Source organism: Actinokineospora pegani (assembly GCF_009745975.1).
Lineage (GTDB): Bacteria > Actinomycetota > Actinomycetes > Mycobacteriales > Pseudonocardiaceae > Actinokineospora > Actinokineospora pegani.
In genome coordinates this window covers 35532-57074 of record NZ_WHOL01000099.1, presented here as the reverse complement: position 1 = coordinate 57074, position 21543 = coordinate 35532, and the positions used below count along the sequence as shown (strand labels likewise).

18 protein-coding genes are annotated in these 21543 nt (G+C 70.2%); 1 reads left to right on the top strand and 17 read right to left on the bottom strand.

The genetic code is table 11. The features are described from left to right. Positions 1-457: 457 nt before the first annotated feature. Positions 458-1765: a helix-turn-helix domain-containing protein gene (locus tag GCL84_RS18815; protein ID WP_235926418.1), complete on the top strand. Its 1308-nt coding sequence runs from the start codon at positions 458-460 to the stop codon at positions 1763-1765. Between the two features lie 447 nt (positions 1766-2212). On the opposite strand, the gene GCL84_RS18810 is transcribed toward GCL84_RS18815, so the two are convergent. The 17 genes from GCL84_RS18810 to GCL84_RS18730 all read right to left on the bottom strand — a co-directional run bounded on the left by GCL84_RS18810 (position 2213) and on the right by GCL84_RS18730 (position 21134). Continuing rightward, positions 2213-3007, bottom strand: a complete 795-nt coding sequence (locus GCL84_RS18810; protein ID WP_156756821.1) for a nuclear transport factor 2 family protein — start codon at positions 3005-3007, stop codon at positions 2213-2215. A 31-nt stretch (positions 3008-3038) separates the two neighbouring features. Continuing rightward, on the bottom strand, positions 3039-3587 hold the full coding sequence (locus GCL84_RS18805; protein ID WP_156756820.1) for a hypothetical protein: 549 nt from the start codon (positions 3585-3587) through the stop codon (positions 3039-3041). Between the two features lie 29 nt (positions 3588-3616). Then, positions 3617-4840, bottom strand: a complete 1224-nt coding sequence (locus GCL84_RS18800) for an MCE family protein (protein ID WP_156756819.1) — start codon at positions 4838-4840, stop codon at positions 3617-3619. Continuing rightward, complete coding sequence (locus tag GCL84_RS18795) at positions 4840-5907, bottom strand: MCE family protein (protein ID WP_156756818.1); 1068 nt, start codon at positions 5905-5907, stop codon at positions 4840-4842. The genes GCL84_RS18800 and GCL84_RS18795 overlap by 1 nt, the downstream gene beginning before the upstream one ends. Next, positions 5907-6908: an MCE family protein gene (locus GCL84_RS18790; RefSeq protein WP_156756817.1), complete on the bottom strand. Its 1002-nt coding sequence runs from the start codon at positions 6906-6908 to the stop codon at positions 5907-5909. The genes GCL84_RS18795 and GCL84_RS18790 overlap by 1 nt, the downstream gene beginning before the upstream one ends. After that, on the bottom strand, positions 6908-7900 hold the full coding sequence (locus GCL84_RS18785) for an MCE family protein (RefSeq protein ID WP_235926417.1): 993 nt from the start codon (positions 7898-7900) through the stop codon (positions 6908-6910). Before GCL84_RS18785 ends, GCL84_RS18790 begins: the two co-directional genes overlap by 1 nt. After that, positions 7897-8916: an MCE family protein gene (locus GCL84_RS18780; RefSeq protein WP_156756815.1), complete on the bottom strand. Its 1020-nt coding sequence runs from the start codon at positions 8914-8916 to the stop codon at positions 7897-7899. Before GCL84_RS18780 ends, GCL84_RS18785 begins: the two co-directional genes overlap by 4 nt. Next, positions 8913-10166, bottom strand: a complete 1254-nt coding sequence (locus tag GCL84_RS18775; RefSeq protein WP_156756814.1) for an MCE family protein — start codon at positions 10164-10166, stop codon at positions 8913-8915. The genes GCL84_RS18780 and GCL84_RS18775 overlap by 4 nt, the downstream gene beginning before the upstream one ends. Next, the gene (locus tag GCL84_RS18770; protein ID WP_156756813.1) at positions 10163-11002 is read right to left on the bottom strand and encodes an MlaE family ABC transporter permease; all 840 of its coding nucleotides are present in this window, start codon (positions 11000-11002) and stop codon (positions 10163-10165) included. Before GCL84_RS18770 ends, GCL84_RS18775 begins: the two co-directional genes overlap by 4 nt. Position 11003: 1 nt before the next feature. After that, positions 11004-11843: an MlaE family ABC transporter permease gene (locus tag GCL84_RS18765; RefSeq protein WP_156756812.1), complete on the bottom strand. Its 840-nt coding sequence runs from the start codon at positions 11841-11843 to the stop codon at positions 11004-11006. Continuing rightward, complete coding sequence (locus tag GCL84_RS18760; protein WP_197523348.1) at positions 11816-13057, bottom strand: ABC transporter ATP-binding protein; 1242 nt, start codon at positions 13055-13057, stop codon at positions 11816-11818. The genes GCL84_RS18765 and GCL84_RS18760 overlap by 28 nt, the downstream gene beginning before the upstream one ends. A 49-nt stretch (positions 13058-13106) precedes the next feature. Then, positions 13107-14363 (bottom strand): hypothetical protein, encoded by a 1257-nt coding sequence (locus GCL84_RS18755; protein ID WP_156756811.1) that lies wholly within the window; start codon positions 14361-14363, stop codon positions 13107-13109. A gap of 392 nt (positions 14364-14755) precedes the next feature. Then, complete coding sequence (locus GCL84_RS18750; protein ID WP_156756810.1) at positions 14756-15097, bottom strand: hypothetical protein; 342 nt, start codon at positions 15095-15097, stop codon at positions 14756-14758. A 25-nt stretch (positions 15098-15122) separates the two neighbouring features. Further along, entirely contained in the window at positions 15123-17219 is a 2097-nt protein-coding gene (locus tag GCL84_RS18745; RefSeq protein WP_156756809.1) for an AMP-binding protein, read from the bottom strand. A 436-nt stretch (positions 17220-17655) separates the two neighbouring features. Further along, on the bottom strand, positions 17656-18906 hold the full coding sequence (locus tag GCL84_RS18740) for a lipase family protein (protein ID WP_156756808.1): 1251 nt from the start codon (positions 18904-18906) through the stop codon (positions 17656-17658). Positions 18907-19141: 235 nt separating this feature from the next. Next, positions 19142-20854: a DUF6801 domain-containing protein gene (locus GCL84_RS18735; RefSeq protein WP_156756807.1), complete on the bottom strand. Its 1713-nt coding sequence runs from the start codon at positions 20852-20854 to the stop codon at positions 19142-19144. Positions 20855-20960: 106 nt separating this feature from the next. Next, positions 20961-21134: a hypothetical protein gene (locus tag GCL84_RS18730; protein ID WP_156756806.1), complete on the bottom strand. Its 174-nt coding sequence runs from the start codon at positions 21132-21134 to the stop codon at positions 20961-20963. Between the last annotated feature and the right edge of the window lie 409 nt (positions 21135-21543).

Here is a 21543-nt window from a genome sequence, read left to right as displayed (position 1 = left end):
GGTCGTTTCCGGGCAGGGGGTCGGGTGGTGAGGCACAAGCACTTGGAACCACCGGCGGCGCGGAAGGTTGCCGCCCGCGGAGGAGTTGTCCGGAAAAAAGGTGCGGGCGCGGCGCGCGTTCCCGTTCCCCGCGGGCGCCGGGAGGGCCATCCGGGTCTCACCGCGGCGTCGACCTTCCGGTGGCCGGGCGATTGAAGTACGCTTGCGTACCCAGCGGTACTCCGCAGTCCCACACAACCGACGTGGGCGGTTGTGGACCAATGACAAACTTACCGCCCGCACAGACCCCATTCAGGGAATAGGCGCAGAAGAAGTTCCCGGACCCGTCCGATCGCTGTAGATTCGCCCACAAGGCAGCGCTCGTTCGGAGAAGCGCTGGCGGCGCTTTCCGCGCCCTTATTTCACGCGGCGATCGACGACCTTCTCGGTCGCGATTCCCATGCCGGAGGAGGCGACCGTGGCAGAGCAGCGGGACGAACCGGACGGACTCGCCGAGTTCCCGCTGCGGATCGCCTTCGACTCCTTGCTCTCGCCCGCGGCCACGGCGGGCGAGCGCGACGACCAGGACGTGACCTCGATCGACCTGTGGTCACTGCTGCCGTCGGACCTGGCCCCGCTGTTCCGGCCCGGTGTGCAGGACCTGACCGAGGAGATCCGCAGCGAGCTCAACCGGGCCATACCGGCTTTCAGCAGGCGCATGGACGGCCCGTTCGGCAAGTCGGTCACCGAGGGCATCCAGCAGGCGATCATGCAGTTCATCGACCGCCTCGCCGACCCGACCGCGCCGCAGGACGACCGGGCGCAACTGTTCCGGGACATGGGCCTGCACGACTTCTACGACGGCCCCATCCTCGACGTGCTGCAGACCGCCTACCGCATCGGCGCGCGCGTGGCGTGGCGGCGGATGGCGCACGTCGGCGACCGGGCCGGGGTGCCGACGGCGACGCTGTGCCTGCTCGCCGAGGCGATCTTCGCCTACATCGACGAGCTGTCGGCGCTGTCGGTCGAGGGCCACGCCTCGGTGCGGGCCAGGGAGATGGGCGCGCTGGAGCGGCGCCGCAGACAACTCCTGGAGGTCATCCTCTCCCCCGCCGCGGCCACGCCGCAGGCACTGACGCGGCTGTCGGAGGCCGCGCGCTGGCCGGTGCCGGACCGGATCGTCACCGTGGCCCTGGAGGTCCGCGACGACGCCGTGGAGCTGCCCGGGGCGAACATGGACGGCCGGGTGCTGGTCGACCTGGAGGGCTCCGAGCCGTGCCTGGTGCTGGCCGAGGAGCACCGCGACCTGCTGCACAAGCTGCCGCAGGACCTGCCCGGCTGGCGCGCCGCGGTCGGCCCGACCGTGCCGGTGGCCGAGGCCGCGGAGTCGCTGCGCTGGGCGCGGCGGACGCTGACCCTGGTCGGCCAGGGCGCGCTGCCCGACGTCGAGGTGACCTGGTTCGAGCGGCACATGTCGGTGCTGTGGCTGCTCAACGACCCGTTCCTGGTGCAGGAGATCTCGGAGCGGGCACTGGCCCCGATGGCCGAGCTGACCGGCAAGCAGCGCGACAAGCTGTCCGAGACGCTGTTGATCTGGCTGGAGACCCGGCGCAGCGCCCCGGAGATCGCCCAACTGCTCGACGTGCACCCGCAGACGGTGCGCTACCGCCTGCGCCAGCTCGAGCGCCTGTTCGGCGCGTCCCTGGACGACCCGGACCGCCGCTTCGACATCGAGGTGGCGCTGCGCGCGCGCCGCACCCTGCGCGGCGCGGAGTTGACCAGGTAGCGGACAAGGCGAAGGCCCCCGGTGGGATTCCCACCGGGGGCCTTCGCCTTGTTCGATTGCCGACACCAGGCCGAGGCCGGGAAACCCGGGAAAAGAAAAAGGTGGGCGCGGTGCGGGCGCCCACCCTCTCCAACGGATGCTCGCCCAACAGCAGCCGGGGCCTGAACCACCACCAGGGCATCACGCGGGTGGCGGGCGCGGTGGCCCGCCTGCCGGGGTGGCACGTCCCCACGGGGGAGGAGACGAGGCCACCCGGCGACTGGAGCCAGGCGGGAAATCACCGCCTGGCGCCGTGTCCTGCCGAGGTGTTGGATTCGGCTGACACGCTTACGAGGATACCCATTCCCGCAATTGCCGGAAATGGCTTGGCGCACAATTCGCCGGAATCGAGCGGTGGCCGCCGGATAGTTGTCACCAGCGGGTGGAAGGCCTGGCTCGGCCGGGCCGCTAGATCGGCTGGATGCCGGACAGCCGCCAGGTGCCGTCCTGCTTGACCGCCTCGACGGTGAGCTGGGAGCCGCTGGAGGTGCTCTCGCCGCCCGCTGCCCGGGTGGCGGTCTGGTCCATGTAGACCAGCAGGGTGGCCTTGTCACCCTCCAGCTCGGACACGCCCGCCACGCGCACCGCGGCCTTGAGCGTGAGCTGCTGGGTGGGGGCCAGGTCGCGGACCGACTGGAACAGCACCTCGTAGTCGCCCGCGGCGTCGCCGACGAGGATCTCCTTGGCCGCGGCCTCGGTGAGCGCGACGTTGTCGTGCTTGAACGAGAAGATCCGCTCGAGCCCCTCGCGGACGGCCGTGGTGACCTCGACCGTCGGGCCGGTCTCGATGACGGCGTCGTTGCTGCCCGCCGCGGCGCGGATGTCCTGGGCGCGCAGGAACATCACCGTGCCCGCGACGGCGACCACCACGGCGAGCACGATCCCGGCGACGGGCAGCCACAGCGCCTTGCCGCCCAGCCGCGCGGGCTTGGGCTCGTCGTCGGCCTCAGCGCTGTCCTCGGCCTCGGCGCCGTCGTCGATCGGGTCGCTGTCGTCCACCGCGTGGTCGTCAGTGCCTTCGCGGTCGGCGGTGTCGAGATCGTCGGCGGTGTCGGCGTCATCCGCGGCCGGGGCGGTGGCGTCGTCGACGACGGCGTCCTGGTCGGGGCGGGACAGGCCGGTGCGGCGCTGCTGGACCGACCGGGACGAACCCGCGACCCGCCTGCCCGCGACCGTCCGCTTGCGCGTGGGTCCGGTGGACATGGCTACCTCCTGGAGCTGCTGCGGGCGGGGGTCAGGCGACGGGTTCGATCGCGACCTGCCCGAGCCCGGCCACGAGCCAGCCCTGGTCGGTGCGGCTCATGTCGGCCCGGTAGCGGATGCGCTTGTCGTTCTGGCTGCCGTCGGAGTTGGTCACCTCGACGATCACCGAGACGATCACCGTGGCCGCGCCCCTGGCCGTGTCCAGGTCGACCACCGCGGAGTCGGCGACCGAGGCCTGGGTGGTCGTGCCGCCCTGCTGCAACGACTTGATCGTGGCCTCGCGGTTGGTCTCCAACTCCTCGCGCAGCAGGCCGGTCGCGTGCGTGAGCCACTTGTCGTAGATGGCCTCGACGTCGCGGTAGTCCAGTGACTGGAGGCTGACGACCGCCGCGTCCGCGGCCCGCTGGGCCTCGTCGCGGGCGGTGGCGGCCTGCGCGCGGCCGGAGTCGGCCGAGGCCAGCCAGAACCCGGAGAACGCGGCGAACGCCACGGCCGCGGCCAGCAAGGCCGCGGCCGTGGCGCGCAGCGCCCGTCCCGCCCGCCGCGGCCCCGGGGTGGAGCCTTCGGCGTTGTCGCTCATGGTGGGTTACCTGCTCTTCGGTCGTCCGATCAGCGTCCCAGCGCCAGCAGGTCGCCCATGGTCCTGCTGAGGCCGTCGCCCGGTGCGGTGTTGCTCTGCCCCGGGAGCGTAGCGCTCGAGCTGTAATCTGCCGGTTTGACCGCGGGCGGGACCCCACCGTTGGGAGCGTTCTGCGACCCGCGCACGTTGCCGCTGCCCGGTGCGAGCAAGCACTTGGCGTTGGTGTTCAGCGGCGCGCCCGCGGTGTCGAGGCCGTTGCGGTAGCGGGTGCCCTCGTAGCCCGCGGTGCAGGGCAGCGGGTTGAAGAACGTCGCGGCCAGGCCGAAGTTCGCCCCGTTGGGGCCGATGACGTCGTGCGCGGCGGCGATGGCCTGCGGGGCCACCACGAGCAACTGCTCCAGGCCCGCCTGCCGGGTCACCAGCACATTGGCGGTGGTCAGCAGGTTGGCGAAGACCTGGCCCAGCGGCTTGCCGCTCTCGGCCAGCAGGCCCTGGATCTGCTCGGCCGCGGCCGGGGCGTTGGCCAGGATGGTGCGCAGGTCGCCGTCGGACTTGGCCAGCTGCTGGGCGACCACCTTGGCGTTGACGCCGAACTCCTGGATGGCGGCGCCCATGTCCACCTGGGTCTGCAGCACGGTGCCGGAGTCGCTGATGAGCTGCAGGGTCTGCGGCAGGTACTCGGTGGCGAGCTGGGTGAAGCTGCTGGCCGAGTCGAGCAGGACCTGCAGGCTCGGGCCGGTGCCCTGGGTGGCCAGGTAGAGCTCGTCGACGACCGTGCGCAGGTCGTCCCTGGGCACCGACTCGACCAGCTTGTCCAGGTTGAGCAGCAGCTTCTCGCTGGGCAGCGGCAGGCTGGTGGACTCCTTGGAGATGACCGAGCCCTCGCTGAGGTAGGGCTCGCCGTCGCGGCGGGGCCGCAGGTCGACGTACTGCTCGCCGACCGCGGAGCGGTTGGACACGAAGGCCTCGACGTCGGCGGGCACCGGCGGCGCGTCGTCGGTGATCCGCAGGTCCACCTCGACCCCGGTGGGGACCAGGTGCAGCTCCTCGACCCGGCCGATGCCGACGCCGCGGTAGGTGACCTGGGCGTTGGTGAAGATGCCGCCGGAGTCGGCCAGGCGCACCTTCACCACGTAGCCGGTGGCGCCGAACATCGTGTCCAGCCCCGCGTACTTGGCGCCCACGTAGCTGATGCCCACCAGCGCCGCCAGCACGAACAGCGTGATCTGGATCCGAACCCGTTTGGTGATCATCAGCCGTTCCCCCCCTGGCTCTGGTCGGCCGAGGGCAGCATCAGCGGCACCGAGGCCGGGGCGCCCTGGGCGCCGGGGCCCTGGGTCTTGGAGTCGAAGTTGAGGTAGACGTTGAGGTAGTCGCCCTTGATGGCGTTCATCGCCGCGTCCGGGAACGGGAACGTGAACAGCAGCTCCATGGCCTGTGGCAGGTTCTGCCCGGCCTCGTTGAGCTTGCGCAGCGTCGGCTCGAGCGCCTTGAGGTCTGCGACGAGGTCGTCCTTGGACCTGGTGACCACCTCGACCGCGGTGTCGGACAGCGAGTCCAGCGACTTGAGCATCGTCACGAACTGCTCGCGCTGCTCGGTGAGCACCTGGATGCCCGGGCCGAGGCCGTCGAGCAGCTCCTGGATCTGGGTCTTGCGCTCGCCGAGCGAGGCCGAGAGCCGGTCCAGGGAGTCCAGCGCCCGGGTGATCTCGCCCTTGTGCGAGTCCAGGCCGCCCGCGAACGTGTTGATGTTCGTGAGCAGGGACTTGATGTCCTTGGAGTTGCCGCCCAGTGCCGCGTTGAGCTCGCGGGCGATCTGCTGGATCTGGCCGACCCCGCCGCCGTTGAGCAGCAGCGACAGCGCGCCGAAGACCTCTTCGATCTCGGTGTTGCGGTTGGTGCGGTCGATCGGGATGTTGGCGCCGTCGGACAGCGTGCCCTGCTGGGCGTTCTCACCCGCCTCGGCGAGCTCGACGAACTTCTCGCCGAGGACGCTGGACTGGCGCAGCTGGGCCAGCGCGGTGCCCGAGAGCGACACCGAGCCGTTGACGACCATCTTGACCTTGGCGCTGCGGCCGTCGGGGGCCAGCTCGATGGACTCCACCTTGCCCACGGTGACGTCGTTGACCTTCACCGCGGACTGCGGGACGAGGTCGAGCACGTCCCGGAAGTCGGCGCTGACCCGGTAGGGGCGGTCGCCGAGGTCGGCGCCGCCGGGCAGGTCGACCCCGTAGAGGCCGGAGCCGCAGCCCGCGAGCAGGACCATGCCGACCCCCGCCGCGACAGCGGCGCGGACTCCGGTGCGCAGCCGGGCGCTCATCAGTTGCCTCCCGTGGCGGGCAGCGGCAGCATCGAGTACTCGTTGAGGTTGCCGCGGCCGTCGAGGGTCTTGGTGTTGGGGTCGTAGGCGTTGAGCAGGTTGCTCAGCGCCAGCGGGGTCGCGTCCAGCGCCTCGGACAGCGACGCGCGCTGCTGCGAGAGCAGCGCGGTGGTGCCCGCCAGCTTGTCGACATTGGACTTGATCAGCCCGCGGTTGTCCTTGATGAAGCCCTGCACGGTGCTCAGCGCCGAGGCCAGCTCGCGCAGCGCGGCGTCGAGGTTGTCCTTCTCGTCGGCGAAGTTCTTCGACACCGAGGCCAGCAGCCCCTGGAGCTGGCGGACCTGGCCGTCGTTCTGGGCCAGCAGGGTGGTGAACTTCTGCAGGCCGTCGACGGTGGTGAACAGGTCGTCCTGCGAGTTGCTCAGGGTCCTGGCCAGGTCGCCGAGGTCGCGCACGGTCTGCCCGAACTCCGCGCCGTTGCCCTCGAGGTACTCCGCGCCGGTCTTGAGCAGGTCGCTGAGCGCGCCGTCCTTGTTGGTGCCCTCCGGGCCCAGGGCGGTGGTCAGCTCGTTCAGGCTGGAGAACAGCTCGTCGATCTCGACCGGGACGACGGTGCGCTCGAGCGGGATCGTGGCGCCGTCGTCGATCGGCGTGCCCTCGGTCTCCACCGGGGAGAGCTGCACGTACCGGTCGGAGACCAGCGACGGGGTCACGATCAGCGCGTTGGCGCCCTGCGGGATCGGGGCGTCGCCGTCGATGGTCATGGTGACCTTGACGTTGGCGCCCTGCGGCTCGACGGTGTCCACCGAGCCGATCTTCACGCCGAGCGCGCGCACGTCGGAGTCGGGGTAGAGGCCGACCGCGGCGACGAAGTAGGCCGTGAGCGTCTTGGACTTGCCCGCGTTGAGCAGGCCCCACGTGCCCGCCGCGACGACGAGCAGCGCGGCCACGCCGATCGCGACACCGCGGATCAGCTTGTACTGGGACTTCGAGGCGGCCATCAGCGTCCTCCTGCCTTCGGCGGGACACAGCCGGCAGAACCGTCGGCCGACGGGATCAACCCGCAGATGTAGCTGTCGAGCCAGCGGCCGTTGCCGACCGCGTTGCCGATGAGCCGGTAGAACGGGCCCGCCAGGCGCAGCGACTTGTCCAGGTTGTCCTGGTTGCGCTGCAGGACGGTGGTGACCCGCTCGAGCTGCTGCAGCGCGGGGCCGATCTGCTGCTGGTTGTCGGCGACCAGGCCCGAGAGCTCGCGGGACAGGCGCTGGGTGCCGGTCAGCAACTGGTTGATCGCGCCGCGGCGGCGCTCGAACTCGGCCAGCAGCGTCGAGCCGTCCTTGATCAGCGCGTCGAACTGGTCGGTGCGGTCGGCGATCGTCTTGGCGACGCCGCTGCTGCTCTCCAGCAGGCTGCGCAGGTCCTGGTCGCGGCTGGAGATCGTCTTGGACAGCGCGGACAGCCCGTCCAGCGCCGAGCGGACGTTCTCCGGGGTGGAGGCGGAGAAGGTCTGCGACAGCACCTTGAAGCTCTCCGCCAGCCGGTCGGTGTCGAGCTCGCCGGTGGTCTTGGCCAGGTCGGCGAACGCGTCGTTGACGTCGTAGGCGGTGACCGTGCGCTCGAGCGGGATCGGGGTGTCGGAGTCCATCTCCTCGCGGCCGAGTGGGTCGAGCGCGATGTTCTTCTGGCCGAGCAGGGTCTTGATCTTGATGGCGGCCACGGTCTGGTCGCCCAGCCACACGCCGCGGGCCCGGAAGGTCACCTTGACGTAGGTGTTCTCCAGCTCCACGGCGGTCACCTTGCCGACCTTGACCCCGGCGACCCGGACCTCGTCGTCGGGCTTGATGCCCGCGGCTTCCTTGAAGTGCGCGGTGTAGGAGGTGCCGCCGATGACCGGCAGCGACTCCCAGGAGAAGACCAGCAGGCCGATCAGGGCGATGATGGCGGCGCCGACGAGCCCGACCTGGACGGTGTTGCGTTCGCGGAAGGGTTTCACCCTCGGCACCTCGCTGCGGTGATCGGCAGGCCGATGTCGCCGGGGCCCTGGCCGGGGCCCGGGCGGGCGTCGGTGTTGACCGAGCACAGGTAGAAGTTGAGCCAGGACCCGTACGAGGCCATCCGGCCGATCGCCTCGTACTTGATCGGCAGGTTCTGGAGGAACTTCTCGAACTGCGGCGTGTTGTTCGCCAGCGTGTTCGAGAACTGCCCGAGCGCGTCGATGTCGCGCTTGAGCGGCTCGCGGCCCTGCTCGAGCAGGCCCGCGGTGGAGTCGGACAGCTCGGCCAGCCCGGCGATGGCGTTGCCGATCGGGGTGGCGTCCTTGGCCAGGCCGGAGACGAGCTGCTGGGTGGTCAGCAGCAGCGACGAGAGCTGGTCGCCCTGCGAGTCGACCTGGCCGAGCACCGAGTTCAGGTTGGTGATGACCCGGCCGATGACGTCGTCCTTGGCGGCCAGCGTGCTGGTCAGCGAGCCGATGTGGGTCAGCAGGCTGTCCACCGTGCCGCCCTCGCCCTGCAGGACCTGCACGACCTCGAGGGACAGCTTGTTGACGTCCTCCGGCGACAGCGCCTGGAACAGCGGCTTGAAGCCGTTGAACATGGCGGTCAGGTCCAGCGCGGGGCGGGTGCGGTCGAGCGGGATGACCGCGTCCTCGGGCAGCGTGCCGGTGCCCGTGCCCTGCTCGAGGGCGATGTAGCGCTGGCCGATGAGGTTGCGGAACTTCACCGTCGCGACGACCGTCGGGGCCAGCGCCCAGCGGCGGTCGACGGTGAACTCCACCTGGCTGAACCGGCGGTCCACGATCTCGATGTCCTCGACCTGGCCGACGCGCACACCCGACATGCGGATGTCGTCGCCGACGTTGAGCGAGGTGACGTCGGAGAACTTCGCGAAGTACGCGAGGGTGGACCCGCCGCCCTTGTTGGCGATGGTGATGCCCAGGATGGTCGTCGCCAACACCGTGACCACCGTGAAGATCAGGCCCTTGATCAAGGGCCCGGTCAAGGACTTCATGACAGGCTCACCTCAGTTCCGCGCAGCACCGGGCCGACCAGCAGGCTGCTCCACTCGGGCAGGTCGCTGGGGCTGGCGCTCTCCGTGGTCGGGGCGACCAACTCGTTGATGAACCGGCTCTCCCGCGGCGAGTTCACCTCGCCGAGGTCGGCGTCGCGCACCTCGCCCTGCTCACCGGTGGACTCCGCCGACGCGGGGCGCGCGCCAGCCGCCAGTCCGCCGGAGTAGCAGCGGGGGCCGCCACCGGCGTTGAAGGTCGGGCGGTCGCGGCCCGGCACGTAGGCGCCGCGCGACTCCTTGACGACCAGGTTGACGTGCATGCCGGGCTCGTTGGTCCCGACGCCGAGCGCCTTCTCCACGTTCGGCTTGATGTTGACCACGGCCTGGGCCAGGCAGGGGAACTCGGGCGAGTACCGCGCCAGCAGCTCCAGGGTCGGCCGGGAGTTCTCCGCCAGCCCGATCAGGGTGTTGCCGTTGCCCTTGATGAACCTGTCCAGGTCGTCCGAGGCGCCGGTGAGGGACTGGAACAGGGCGGCGACCTGCTCCTTCTGCTCGCTGACCGTGCGCGTCGTGGTGGTCAGCTCGTCGAGCGCGTCGATGATGTCCGGCGCGGCCTTGTCGTAGACGTCGGCGGTGTCGGCGAACTTGGAGATGTCGACCTTGATCTGCTCGATCTGCGGGTTGAGCTCGTCGAGGTACTGGTTGAGCTGGACCAGCGTGTCGCCGAGGGTGGCGCCGCGGCCCTCGAGCGCCTGCGACAGCGCGCCCAGGGTCGAGTTGAGCTTCTGCGGCTGCACCGCCTGCAGCACGGGGAGCAGGTCGCGCAGCGCCTTCTCCACCTCGATGGCGGGCTCGGTCGTGTCCTGCTCGATCTGGTCGCCCTCGCGCATCGGGCGCTCGGGGTTCTCCGGGACCTGCAACGCGACGTAGCGCTGGCCGAACAGCGTCTTGGGCAGCAGCCGGGCGGTGGAGTTGCTGGGCAGCAGGTCCAGCTTGTCCGGCTCCATGGCCATCTCGATGCTGACCTCGTCGCCGTCGGTGCGGATGTCGCTGACCCGGCCCACGATCAGGCCGCGCACCTTGACGTCGGCGTTGGTCTTGAGCTGGTTGCCCACCCGGTCGGCCTTGAGCACCACGGTCGTGGAGCTGACGAACGTCTTGGCGTAGATGGCCAGCGACAGCCAGACCAGCAGCAGCATGATGACGATGAACATGACGCCCATGAACTGCTTGCGCACCCGTGTGCTCATCCGGCCACCCGCACCGTCGTCGTCGCGCCCCAGATAGCGAGGCTGGAGAAGAAGTCGAGGATAGAGATGATCACGATCGAGGTCCGCACGGACCGGCCCACCGCGGTGCCCACGCCCGCCGGGCCGCCGCTGGCGCGGTAGCCGTAGAAGCAGTGCGTCAGGATGATCGCGATGCTGAAGATCATGACCTTGACGAACGACCACACCACGTCCTCCGGGGGGAGGAACAGCGAGAAGTAGTGGTCGTAGGTGCCCGCCGACTGCCCGTAGACCGAGACCGTGATGGTCCGCGCCGCCAGGTAGGAGGTCAGCAGGCCGATCGTGTACAGCGGGATGATCGCGATGAAGCCCGCGATGATCCGCGAGGTCACCAGGTACGGCATCGACCGGACCGCCATGACCTCCAGCGCGTCGATCTCCTCGGAGATCCGCATCGCGCCGAGCTGGGCGGTGAAGCCGGAGCCGACGGTCGACGACAGCGCGAGGCTGGCGGCCAGCGGGGCGATCTCCCGGGTGTTGAAGTACGCCGAGAGGAAGCCCGCGAACGCCGAGGTGCCGATCTGGTTGAGGGCGGCGAAGCCCTGCAGGCCGACGACCGTGCCGGTGAAGACCGCGAGGCCGACCATCACGCCGATGGTGCCGCCGATGACGGCCAGCGCGCCGGAGCCGAAGCTCACCTCCGACAGCAGCCGGATGATCTCGCGGGTGTAGCGGGTCAGCGCGAAGGGGATCCACGCCAGGGCCCGCACGTAGAACAGGAGCTGGTCGCCGAGTTGTTCCAGGGCGTTGAACGGCCGCTGGAACGTGGCGCGGCCTCGGCCGCGGAGCGTCGCCACCTCACGCTCCCTTCGCTGGGACGAGGGACAGGTACACCACGGAGATCACGAGGTTGACCAGGAACAGCAGCAGGAAGGTGATGACCACGGACTGGTTCACCACGTCGCCGACGCCCTTCGGTCCGCCCTTGGGGTTCAAGCCGCGGTAGGCGGCGACCAGTCCGGCGAGGAAGCCGAAGATGACCGCCTTGAGAGTGCCGACCCACAGGTCGGAGAGCTGGGCCAGCGCCGAGAAGCTGGCCAGGAACGCGCCGGGCGTGCCGCCCTGCACGATCACGTTGAAGGTGTAGCCGCCGACCACGCCGACGACCGAGACCATGCCGTTGAGCAGCGCGGCCACGCCCATGGCGGCGAGCACGCGGGGCACGACCAGGCGCTGGATCGGCGAGACGCCGAGCACCATCATCGCGTCGATCTCCTCGCGGATGGTCCGCGAACCCAGGTCCGCGCAGATCGCCGAGCCGCCCGCGCCCGCCACGACGAGCGTCGTCACGATCGGACTGGCCTGCTGGATGACCGCGAGCACCGACGCCGCGCCGTTGAACGAGTCGGCGCCGATCTGCGCGGTCAGCGACCCGAGCTGCAGGGTGATGACCGCGCCGAACGGAATGGCCACCAGGGCGGCGGGCATGATCGAGACGCTGGCGATGAACCAGAACTGCTGGATGAACTCGCGGGTCTGGAAGGGCCGCTTGAAGATGTTGACGATGACGTCGAGCGCCAGCGCGAAGATGTTGCCGAACTCGCGCAGCGCGCCGGTGACGCCGTTGCGGACCGGTTCGAACGGCGAGGTCTTCTTGGAGGTGCGCGTGCTCACTGCTCGCCCTCTTCCTTGCGCCATGGCCGGGGCCGGGGGCGCGTGGACGGGGCCTGCTGCTGCGGCGGCGGGGCGGCCGGGCGCTGCTGGGGCTGGCGGTGGATCTGCTGGGTCGGCTGCGCCACCTGCCGGGTCGGCAACGGCTGGCTGACCTGGGTGTGCTCCCTGGTCATGGTGGAGGTCGCGGTCGACGACGGCGCCGAGGGCATGGGCATGCCGGTGGTGCGGCGGCGCCACTCCTGGTAGCGCTCGTAGTCCTCGCTCGACAGGCTGGCCAGGATGCCGTGCTGGGCCTGCTCGGGCAGCGTGTGCAGGATCTGCATGACCCGCTGCCTGCGGCGGCGGGCGGCGTCGCGCGGGGGCAGGCCCGGGGTCGGCTCGAGCTGCGGGACCACGCCGCGCAGGTCGTCGTCGAGGGAGCCGTCGCTGTGCCCGGCGTCCAGGTGCGCCTGCTCCTGGGCCATCTGCGCGGTGTCCTTCTCCTCGGACATGCCGATCGGGCCGATGCGGCGCCCGTTGAGGAACTGCTCGACGACCGGCTCGTCGGAGGTCAGCAGCACCTCGCGCGGGCCGAACATGACCAGTTCCTTGCGGAAGAGCATGCCCAGGTTGTCCGGCACCGTGCGCGCCACGTTGATGTTGTGGGTCACGATGAGGATGGTGGCGTCGATCTGGGCGTTCAGGTCGATCAGGAGCTGCGACAGGTACGCGGTGCGGACCGGGTCCAGACCGGAGTCGGGCTCGTCGCACAGGATGATCTGCGGGTCGAGCACCAGCGCGCGGGCCAGCCCGGCGCGCTTGCGCATACCGCCGGAGATCTCACCCGGGAGCTTGTTCTCCGCGCCGAGCATGCCGACCATGTCCAACTTGGACATGACGATGTCGCGGATCTCCGACTCCGACTTCTTGGTGTGCTCCCGCAGGGGGAACGCCACGTTGTCGAAGATCGGCATGGACCCGAACAGCGCGCCGTCCTGGAACAGCACCCCGAACAGCTTGCGGATCTCGTAGAGGTCGCGCTCCGGGCAGGAGCACAGGTCGACCCCGTTGATGACCACGCGGCCCTTCTCGGGCTTGAGCAGCCCGATCAGGCACTTGAGGAACACCGACTTGCCGGTACCCGAGGGACCTAGCAGGACGCTGACCTCGCCGGAGGGCAAGGTGAGCGTGACGTCCCGCCAGATGGCCTGCTTGCCGAACGACTTGCTCAGGCCTTCGACGGCGACCTCGACACCCATCACACCTCCCGTAGAAAAGTACGTTTCGCTATGCGCGCTACCGAGCGGACTAGGCCAGCCTCGGGTTGGTCAGCGTGTTCGTGACCTTGTTCCCCGGCCCGGACACGAGCCCGGACATCAGAGGGTCGAGCCGCTCGGTGGTCCCGCAACCGGTGAAGGCCGGGATGGTCGCCACCGTCTCCAACACCGACGGCGGCTGGTCGGGGGTGAGGTTGACCCTGCCCTTGAGGTTGAGCACCAAGTCGCTCACGGTCCGGCAGTTGGGGCCGATCGGCAGCGCGACGCCGTCCTGGAGGACCTGGGTGATCTGGAGCTTGACCGCGACGTCGGTGTCCACCTGGGCGTAGGCACCCTGCTGGTCGAACAGCACGGCGCCGGTGCCGGTCGCGTAGTTCTCCTGGAGCAGTTCGACGGTGTTCGAGACCGGCATGAACCGGAACACGACGAACTTGGACTCGGTGGCGCCGATGTCCAGGCGTCCCTTGAGGTTGCCGTCACCCTTGATCGCGGTCTGGAAGCCGCCCGTCATGATGACCTCGGCGCCGACCTTGGCGAGCTTGGTCTTGACCTCGAGGTCGAAGTCGTAGCGAATGCCGTCCGCGCCGGTCAGCGGCGGCAGCGCGTTCGCCGACAGACCGGGCTCGTTCAGCGTCTGCACCTGGCCCTGCTCCGGGGCCTGCTGCTGCTGCGGGGCCTGCGTGGGCGGCTGCACCGTGTCACCCGGCTGGGTGATCTCGAAGGTGCCCAGGGCGCCCTGCGAGGTGGTGGCCGCGCAGTCCACCTTGGTCTCGCCGACGGTGAGCGCGGCGGTGAGGCCGGTCAGCTCCACGGTGGCGGTGCCGGTCGACTTCGGGGTCACCTGGACGGCGGTGCCGGGGACGTCGAGGACGGCGTCGCCCTCGGCGGGCAGGCCCATGGCCTTCACCGACAGCGGGGCGACCTCGAGATCGGTCTTGGTCCCGGCCTCGGTCAGGGTCAGCTTCGGGGTGACGGTGGCGTCGACGGTCTCGCCGCTGGCGCGCAGCTTGCCCACGACGGCGGCGGGCAGGGTCACGGTGGCGCGCGGGGTCACGGAGACGGTGGCGCCGGTGCTGGCCTGCTCGGGCACGGTGACGGCGAACTCGATGGGGACCTGGACATCGCCGTCGGGCAGGCCGCAGGTGAACGAGCTCGCCAGTGGCGTGTCACCCGCCGTGGCCGCGCCGGTCGTGTAGTAGATGCCCCCCGCGACGGCGCCGAGCACGACAGCGGTCAACGCGGACTGCACCGCCAGGCGACGCCGCTTGCGGGTCCCGGAAACGTTCATGAGTTGACGCTCACCTGCCGATGAATATGCGGGCAAAATAACGCGGAGATCACGCGTGACGCTCGGCACGGGACGTTACCAGCGTGTCACCACGGTGACAACAGCGCTTTCCGTACTGGGCGGTAGCACTTCTGTTGTTGTCAGGGAGTGCGCAGTCGGCCGCTGGCTTTGTGTCCGGCGAGCAACATCATTTAGCGGTTCTACCAGGCGATAAACGTCCACGAGGACACAACTTGTGCGTAGTTGAGCATCAGTGGGGTAACTTCTTGTCACCGGTGGGCGAGGTGCGGACGCCAGCGACCCCTAAAGTCGATCCGCCGCCAATTGCTGCGGCTTTGCCCACGGGTTTGTACCACCAAACGACCGTTGCCCGATATTCGGCGGGCGCGTTCTCAAGCGCCCTCGCGCACGATTCTGAGGTCATCGCGGGTTTCCCGGATCAACGCGCAGGCCTCGGCCAGGTCGAGCGGGGTCCTGGCCGCCGCGAGCATCCGCGAGGCCTCGCGGTAGTGCTGCGCGGACCGGCGGCGCTGCTCGGCGACGATGCCGTTGCAGCGGCGCGGGACGGCCGCCAGCTCGTCGGCGAGCGCGGAGATCTCCAGGGTCACCTCGTCGAGCACCAGCCTGAACCGGGCCCGCTCCCGCCGGGACCGCCACCGCAGCAGGCAGCGGACCCCGACGACGCAGGCGGTGGCGAACAGGGCGGCGGTGGCGACCCACCACCCAGCGCTCACCGCGGCCCGCCCACCTGCCTGGGGCTCACGCGGCGCCCGCCCCGTCCTCGGCGTTCTCGAACAGCTCGCCCTCGACCAGGACGCGCTTGAGCACCTTGCCCGTCTGGTTGCGCGGCAGCTCGTCGACGAAGATGACCTCGCGCGGCACCGAGAACCGGGCCAGCCGCTGGTGGACGTAGGCGCGGATGGACTCCTCGTCCAGCCGGGCGCCGGGGCTGACCACGACGTAGGCGACCAGCCGCTGGCCGTACTCGGAGTCCGGCACGCCCACCACCGCGGCCTCCTCGACCTGCGGCAGGTCGACCAGGACCTCCTCGACCGGGCGCGGGAAGACGTTCTCCCCGCCGGAGACGATCATCTCGTCGTCGCGGCCGGAGACGAACAGCCTGCCGTCGGCGTCGAAGTAGCCGCGGTCGCCGGTGTCCATCAGGTTGTGCCGGATCTCGCGGCCCTGCCCGTCGGTGTAGCCGTCGAAGAGCATGTCGTTGCCGACGAAGATGCGGCCGACGACCCCGGGCGGGACCGGGTCGCCGTCGGGGCCGAGCAGGCCGATGCGGGTGCCCTGCGGCGGGCGGCCCGCGGTGGTCGGCGCGGCGCGCAGGTCGGCCGGGCCCGCCACGGTCGCCGAGGAGACCTCGGTGGAGCCGTAGAAGTTGTAGAGCACGTCGCCGAACTCGTCCATGAAGCCGGTGACGAGCTGGCCGGGCAGCGCCGAGCCGGAGGAGGCCACGATGCGCAGCGACGAGGTGTCGTAGCGGGCGCGCACCTCGCGCGGCAGCGCCATGATCCGCTGCAGCATGATCGGCACCGCGAACAGCGCCGTGCACTTGTGCTCGGCGATGGCGCGCAGCGTGCCCTCGGCGTCGAAGCGGCGCTGCACGACCATCCCGGCGCGCAGCGGCATCGCGATCTGCAGCGCGGTCAGGCCCCAGCTGTGGAAGATCGGCGCGGCGACGAAGATCTTGTCGCCCGCGCGCAGCGGGATGCGGGAGAGCACCTGGGCGGAGTCGGCCAGGCTGGGGGTGGGCCTGCGGGCGCCCCTGGGCGCGCCGGTGGTGCCGGAGGTGAGCACGACCAGGCGGCCGGGCTCCTTGGGCGCGGCGAGCACGGTGGTGGACCCGTCCTCGATCAGCTCGTCGATGGTGGTGTCGGTGTCCTCGGTCGGCCGCCCGGTGCTGATGATCGGCACCTCCTGCGGCACGTAGCGCAGCAGCGGCACGAACTCGTCGTCGGTGATCATCGCGACCATGTCGTGCCTGCGCACCATGTCGTCGATCTGCGAGCCCGCGAGCCCGGTGTTGAGCAGCACCGCGTCGGTGCCCAGCTTGCCCAGCGCGACCAGCGTCTGCACCAGGTAGCGGTGGTTGCGGCAGAGCACGCCGACCCGCTTGCCGGTGTCCACGCCGACGGTCCGGAACGCGTTGGCCAGCCGGGTGCTGCGCGCGTCGACCTCGCCGAAGGACAGCGAGCCCTCCTCGTCGGCGATGGCGACGGCGCCGGGCGAGCGGGCGGCGGCGGCGCAGTAGCCGCCCGCCAGCGTGGCGCCCCACTTGAACAGGGCGTGGAGCTGGCGCACGGTGCGGTCGGGCCGGGCCGGGGAGAAGATGCCCGCGCCGACGAGGGTCTTGGCCACGTGCGCCTTGGTGCCGCCGGGCTCGCGGTGCTGGTCGGCTCGCGCGTCGGGGATCCTGGCCAGGTGGTCGGAGACCCGGCGCAGGCCGTCGCGGGCCCAGTTCTTGATCTCCGACTCCGACCAGGTGGCCCCGCGCTCGTGGCGCAGCATCGGCTTGAAGAACACGATCTTGACCTGGGTGCGGCCGGGGCCCGCCTCGGAGAGCCGGATGGAGACCCAGCCGCCGGTGTCCGGGACCGGGGCGAGCACGAGCTGGTCGTCGCGGCGGTTGATCACCGCCCGCAGCCGCTGGGTGTGCACGGCGAAGGGGCCGAGGTTGGCGCGCACGAGGTACTCGTCGGCCGCCCCGTACTCGTCGGTGGCCAGTTTGTCGCAGCTGGACACGCCGCGGAAGAACCTCGGGTAGCGGGAGGGCTCGCCGAGCACCTCCCACAGGGCTGACCGGCCGTGGTCCACCGTCGTGTCGTAAACAACGCAGTCGACAGCCATGACACCCGCCCTCGCCTCGCTCGCCTGCCCGAGTCCCCGCCCTGGTTAACCGAATGAATCACCCGATTTAACCCCGGGTCAAGGGTTTGCGCAGAGGTAAACGAAAACTGCTCGGAGAACGCACACCGAGCAGGTGTTTTTGTCATCGACGCGCTAGCCGCCACACTTGATTTGTGAGTAGGTTTCCCGCGACGACCTGCGACGATGCGAGTGCGCAGAGTGCGGAGCGGGGGCCGCGTCCATAGCGCGCACAACTGCGCCCACCGCGCGTGGAAGCCCCCCGGCAGGCTCGTGGCACCTGGTACCCGGGTGCCACGAGAATCCCGTCAGAGGTTTTCTGGTGCGGCCCGTTTTGCCTCGGGTGAATCCGCGTCCCGCGGACGCGCGCAGGCCCGGGAGGACGGTGTCCCCCCGGGCCTGTCGGTTCAGCCGGGCGTCAGGCGCCGCAGTTGGGCGTCGGCGCGGTGCCCGCGATGCGGGCCTTCATGAACTCGAACGCGTCCTTGTTGCCCCGGTAGACCAGGGTGATGTGGTCGCTCTGGAACTCCTTGAACTGCACCGAGGTGCCGTTCGCGCACAGGTCGGTGCGCAGCTTGCGCTGCTGGCTCGGCGCGACGAGCTCGTCCTGGGCGCCCATGTACTGGAAGACCGGGATGTCGATCTTCTCCGGGCCCAGCTTGTTCTCCGCGACGCGGGCCAGCCACGGCGGGGTCAGCACCGGGCTCGTGGTGGTGAGGTCGATGAGCTTCTTGTTGGCGTAGGTGGTCAGCAGCTCGACGGTGCAGGCGTCGCCCTCGAGCTCCGAGAGCGTCTTGCGGCCCGCGTCGTTGAGGTAGCTGTCCAGCTTGAGGTCCGGGTAGGCCTTGTCCAGCCCGTAGAGGGCGTAGAGCAGGAAGCCGGAGCCGGGCTTGCCGTCCATGGTCAGCGCGACCTGGGTCAGGTCGGCGGGCACACCGCCCGCGGCCACGCCGACGACGTTGAGCTCGGGGGCGTAGGTCGGCTGCAACTGCGCGCCCCACAGCGACGCGCCGCCGCCCTGGGAGTAGCCGCGCAGCAGCACCTTGGCGTCCGGGGCGAAGCCGACCTCGCCGAGGCGCTGGCCCGCGCGCACCGCGTCGAGCACGGCGTTGCCCTCGGACTTGCCGGTGACGTAGGTGGTGTTGCTCGGGTTGGGGCCGTAGCCCTCGTAGTCGGTGACGGCGACCGACCAGCCCTGCTTGATGAAGTCGAGCACCGCGGGCGCCTCGTAGAGGACGCCGAGCTCCATCTGGTACGAGGGGGTGCAGCGGAACGCCGGGCCGTGCGTGCCGACGGCGAAGCTGACGACCGGCGTGGTCTTCGGGTCCTTGCCCTTGGGCACCAGGATCGAGCCGGTGACGGCGACCGGCTCACCGAGGGCGTTCGTGGACAGGTACATCACCTTCCACGAGGTGATGCGGTCGGTGTAGGACCCGGTCCTGGTCTGCTTCGACCGGATGATGTCGCCGGGCTTGCCCTGGGGCAGCGGATTCGGCGGCACGTAGAAATCGGGGTCCTGCGGCTCGTTGTCGGCCGCTGCCGCCGCCGAGACCGACTGCGCGGGAGCCGCGGGCGCCGCTGAGCTGGCCGGAGCCTGCACCACGGCCGTGACCACGGCCAACGCGGTCAGCGGCAGCGCCATCGCCGCACGCCGCACGCGGGGTTTCATCCTGGACAACACGAACCTCCGGCCGGGCGGGAAATAATTAAAAGAAACAACACAGGGATATTAGCACTGAATAGCGGGAACATTCCTCATTGATTTCTCACAAATAGGCGGGCCCGTTGTCTCGTGCGGGTGACAACGCCGGGACGCGCGGGTGCCCGGTGGAGCGCAGGCTCCACCGGGCACCCGGTCCGTGCTCAGCCGCCGGTCAGCGACCATTCAGTTGTCGAGCAGGCGCTCAGGCCTTGTGGGCGCGCTTGCGCTGCCACACCAGGGCGCCCGCACCGGCCAGCACCAGGAAGGCGCCGATGCCCAGGGGCAGGCCGATCGAGGCGCCGGTGGAGGCCAGGCCGCCACCGCCGCCACCGCCGGAGGACGGGTAGCCGCCGCCGGAGTTCCAGTCACCGCCACCGGTGCCCGGGTAGCCGATCGGGTCCTGGGTCAGGACCGGGGGCTCGGTGGTGGTCACCGAGGTGGTCGGCTCGGTCGAGGTCGGCTCAGTCGGCTCAGTGGAGGTCGGCTCAGTCGGCTCAGTGGAGGTCGGCTCAGTCGGCTCGGTCGAGGTCGGCTCAGTCGGCTCGGTCGAGGTCGGCTCAGTCGGCTCGGTCGAGCCCGGCGGGGTGGTCGGGTCGGTGGTCGGGCCGCCGCCCTCGCCCACGGTGAAGCGGGCGATCACGGCGTCCTGGCCGGGGAGCAGGGTGCACGGGGCGTCGAAGGTGCCCAGGCCGGTGTCCGAGCCGTCGGCGGTCTTCGGGGTCAGCGTGGTCGTGAAGTCCGCGACGCTGACGACGGTCTCACCGGCGTCCGGGATGACCTGCGGGGGGACGTCGCCGGAGGCGGTGACGGAGAACTCGCCCGAGGCCGGGACATCGGTGCTCGGGATGTTCAGGCCCGGGATGTTGACCTTGATCTCGGTGCCCGCGTTGTCCGCGACCACGTTGGCGACCGCGGAGCCCGCGATGGTCTTCGCGCCAACCAGGGACAGGCCCTGGGTGGCCGTCGGGGGGACGGTCGCGATGGCGGCGAAGTCCGTGGTGGTCAGGTTGCCACCGGCGGCCGCGGGCGGGGTCAGCGTCGCCTTGATCTGGACCCTGAGCTGCTGCTCGTTGATCAGCGGGAACGGGCAGGTGAAGTCGAGGACCTTGTCCACGGTCACCGGGGTACCCGTGCCGCCGCCGGGGTTGCTCGTCGGCGGGGTGGTGCCCGGGTCGGAGGTGGGGGGCGTGGTGCCCGGCTCCGAGGTGGTCGGGTCGGTGCTGCCCGGGGGCGTGGTGCCCGGCTCCGAGGTGGTCGGCTCGGTGCTGCCCGGGGGCGTGGTGCCGGGGCCGCCGTCGGGCGGGCCGACCTCGAAGTCGAGGATCTTCGGGTCCTGACCCGGGTCGAGGGTGCAGTCCGAGTCGAAGGTGCCCAGGCCGGTCTCGGAACCGTCGGCGGTCTTCGGGGTCAGCGTGGTCTTGAACCCGCCGATGGTGACCGTGGTCGGGCCCTGCTTCGGGAAGGCCGTGGGGACCTGGCCCTTGGCGATGACCGTGAACGTGCCCGAGGCGGGCACGTCGGTCTTGGCGACCTGCAGGTCCGGGATCGCGATCGGCAGGTCCATGCCCGCGTTGTTGAGCACGATGCCCGCCTGGCCACTGCCCTCGACGGTCTTCGCGCCGACCAGGGTCAGGCCCTGGGTGGCGGTCTCGGGGACGGTCACGGTGGCGGTGAACTCGCCTGCCTTGAGCTCGCCACCCTCGTTGGCCGGGGTCTCGACGGTGGTCTTGATGTTCACCGTCAGCTTCTGCACGCCGATGAGCGGGAACGGGCAGGAGTAGGTGAGCGTCTTGTCGACCTCGACCGTGTCGGCGGAGCTGGAGCCTGCGGTCAGCAGCAAGCTGGCCACCACCGCCCCGGTCACTCCGACGGCGGACGTCGCCGCCATCGCTCTCTTGGACTTCAGAATCCTCATATCCTCTTCCGTTTCCCGTGGGGACGCGCCCTGCCCGCCTCGCGGCGGGCGCAGGCCCGGGTTGTGCGGTGGACGACGCGGTGGACCGCCCCGGCCACACTCCGACCTATCTCGTGTTGGCCAGGGCGACCTCGATCGCGTCGCCCGTTCCTGCGGTGGCCGTGGACACCGCGCCGGTCAGCCGCCCGGGCCCGGTGGCGCGGACTGTCCCGGGGGCGATGGGCAGACGGGCAGCGGCGATGGCGGCTGTCCGCCTGCCCGCTCCGTTGCGAATACCCATTCTTTGTCTCCCAGGGCGACAAATGCGGTTTCAGCGTCAACGCGCTGGTGAAACCCATGACTTCACCAGCCCATTACCACCCTTGCCGGAACCTGAAACACGGTAACGACAAATTGTTCCGGGCCGTCGACAAGTGACCGAAAATTCTCGGTCGTGACCTCGCAACTTACCGATCGGTAAGATTTCGTGCAAGACCCCAGGAAGACGCAGATTCCGGCAATTGTCTAGCCGAGCTCGCCAAGCCGTCGCCGGGCGTCGCGCATGGTCATGACAAGTGTGACGGTGTGGAGCCGAGCGGTGGCGGAGAGTGCGACTCGAGCCCGGCGGCGGTTTCTGAATACCGCGGGTCGCCGGCGCCACGCTTGTCACGATTGCACAATGGTTGGCCGCGGAGTCCACGCCGGGCGAC

Coding starts and splice junctions, on each gene's coding strand:
- GCL84_RS18810 (WP_156756821.1), bottom strand. CDS start 3,007: ATGTCCACCGGACCCACGCGCAAGCGGACGGTCGCGGGCAGGCGGGTC.
- GCL84_RS18790 (WP_156756817.1), bottom strand. CDS start 6,908: ATGGCCGCCTCGAAGTCCCAGTACAAGCTGATCCGCGGTGTCGCGATC.
- GCL84_RS18755 (WP_156756811.1), bottom strand. CDS start 14,363: ATGAACGTTTCCGGGACCCGCAAGCGGCGTCGCCTGGCGGTGCAGTCC.
- GCL84_RS18795 (WP_156756818.1), bottom strand. CDS start 5,907: ATGAGCGCCCGGCTGCGCACCGGAGTCCGCGCCGCTGTCGCGGCGGGG.
- GCL84_RS18800 (WP_156756819.1), bottom strand. CDS start 4,840: ATGATCACCAAACGGGTTCGGATCCAGATCACGCTGTTCGTGCTGGCG.
- GCL84_RS18745 (WP_156756809.1), bottom strand. CDS start 17,219: ATGGCTGTCGACTGCGTTGTTTACGACACGACGGTGGACCACGGCCGG.
- GCL84_RS18730 (WP_156756806.1), bottom strand. CDS start 21,134: ATGGGTATTCGCAACGGAGCGGGCAGGCGGACAGCCGCCATCGCCGCT.
- GCL84_RS18760 (WP_197523348.1), bottom strand. CDS start 13,057: ATGGGTGTCGAGGTCGCCGTCGAAGGCCTGAGCAAGTCGTTCGGCAAG.
- GCL84_RS18735 (WP_156756807.1), bottom strand. CDS start 20,854: ATGAGGATTCTGAAGTCCAAGAGAGCGATGGCGGCGACGTCCGCCGTC.
- GCL84_RS18765 (WP_156756812.1), bottom strand. CDS start 11,843: ATGGCGCAAGGAAGAGGGCGAGCAGTGAGCACGCGCACCTCCAAGAAG.
- GCL84_RS18740 (WP_156756808.1), bottom strand. CDS start 18,906: ATGAAACCCCGCGTGCGGCGTGCGGCGATGGCGCTGCCGCTGACCGCG.
- GCL84_RS18805 (WP_156756820.1), bottom strand. CDS start 3,587: ATGAGCGACAACGCCGAAGGCTCCACCCCGGGGCCGCGGCGGGCGGGA.
- GCL84_RS18780 (WP_156756815.1), bottom strand. CDS start 8,916: ATGAAGTCCTTGACCGGGCCCTTGATCAAGGGCCTGATCTTCACGGTG.
- GCL84_RS18775 (WP_156756814.1), bottom strand. CDS start 10,166: ATGAGCACACGGGTGCGCAAGCAGTTCATGGGCGTCATGTTCATCGTC.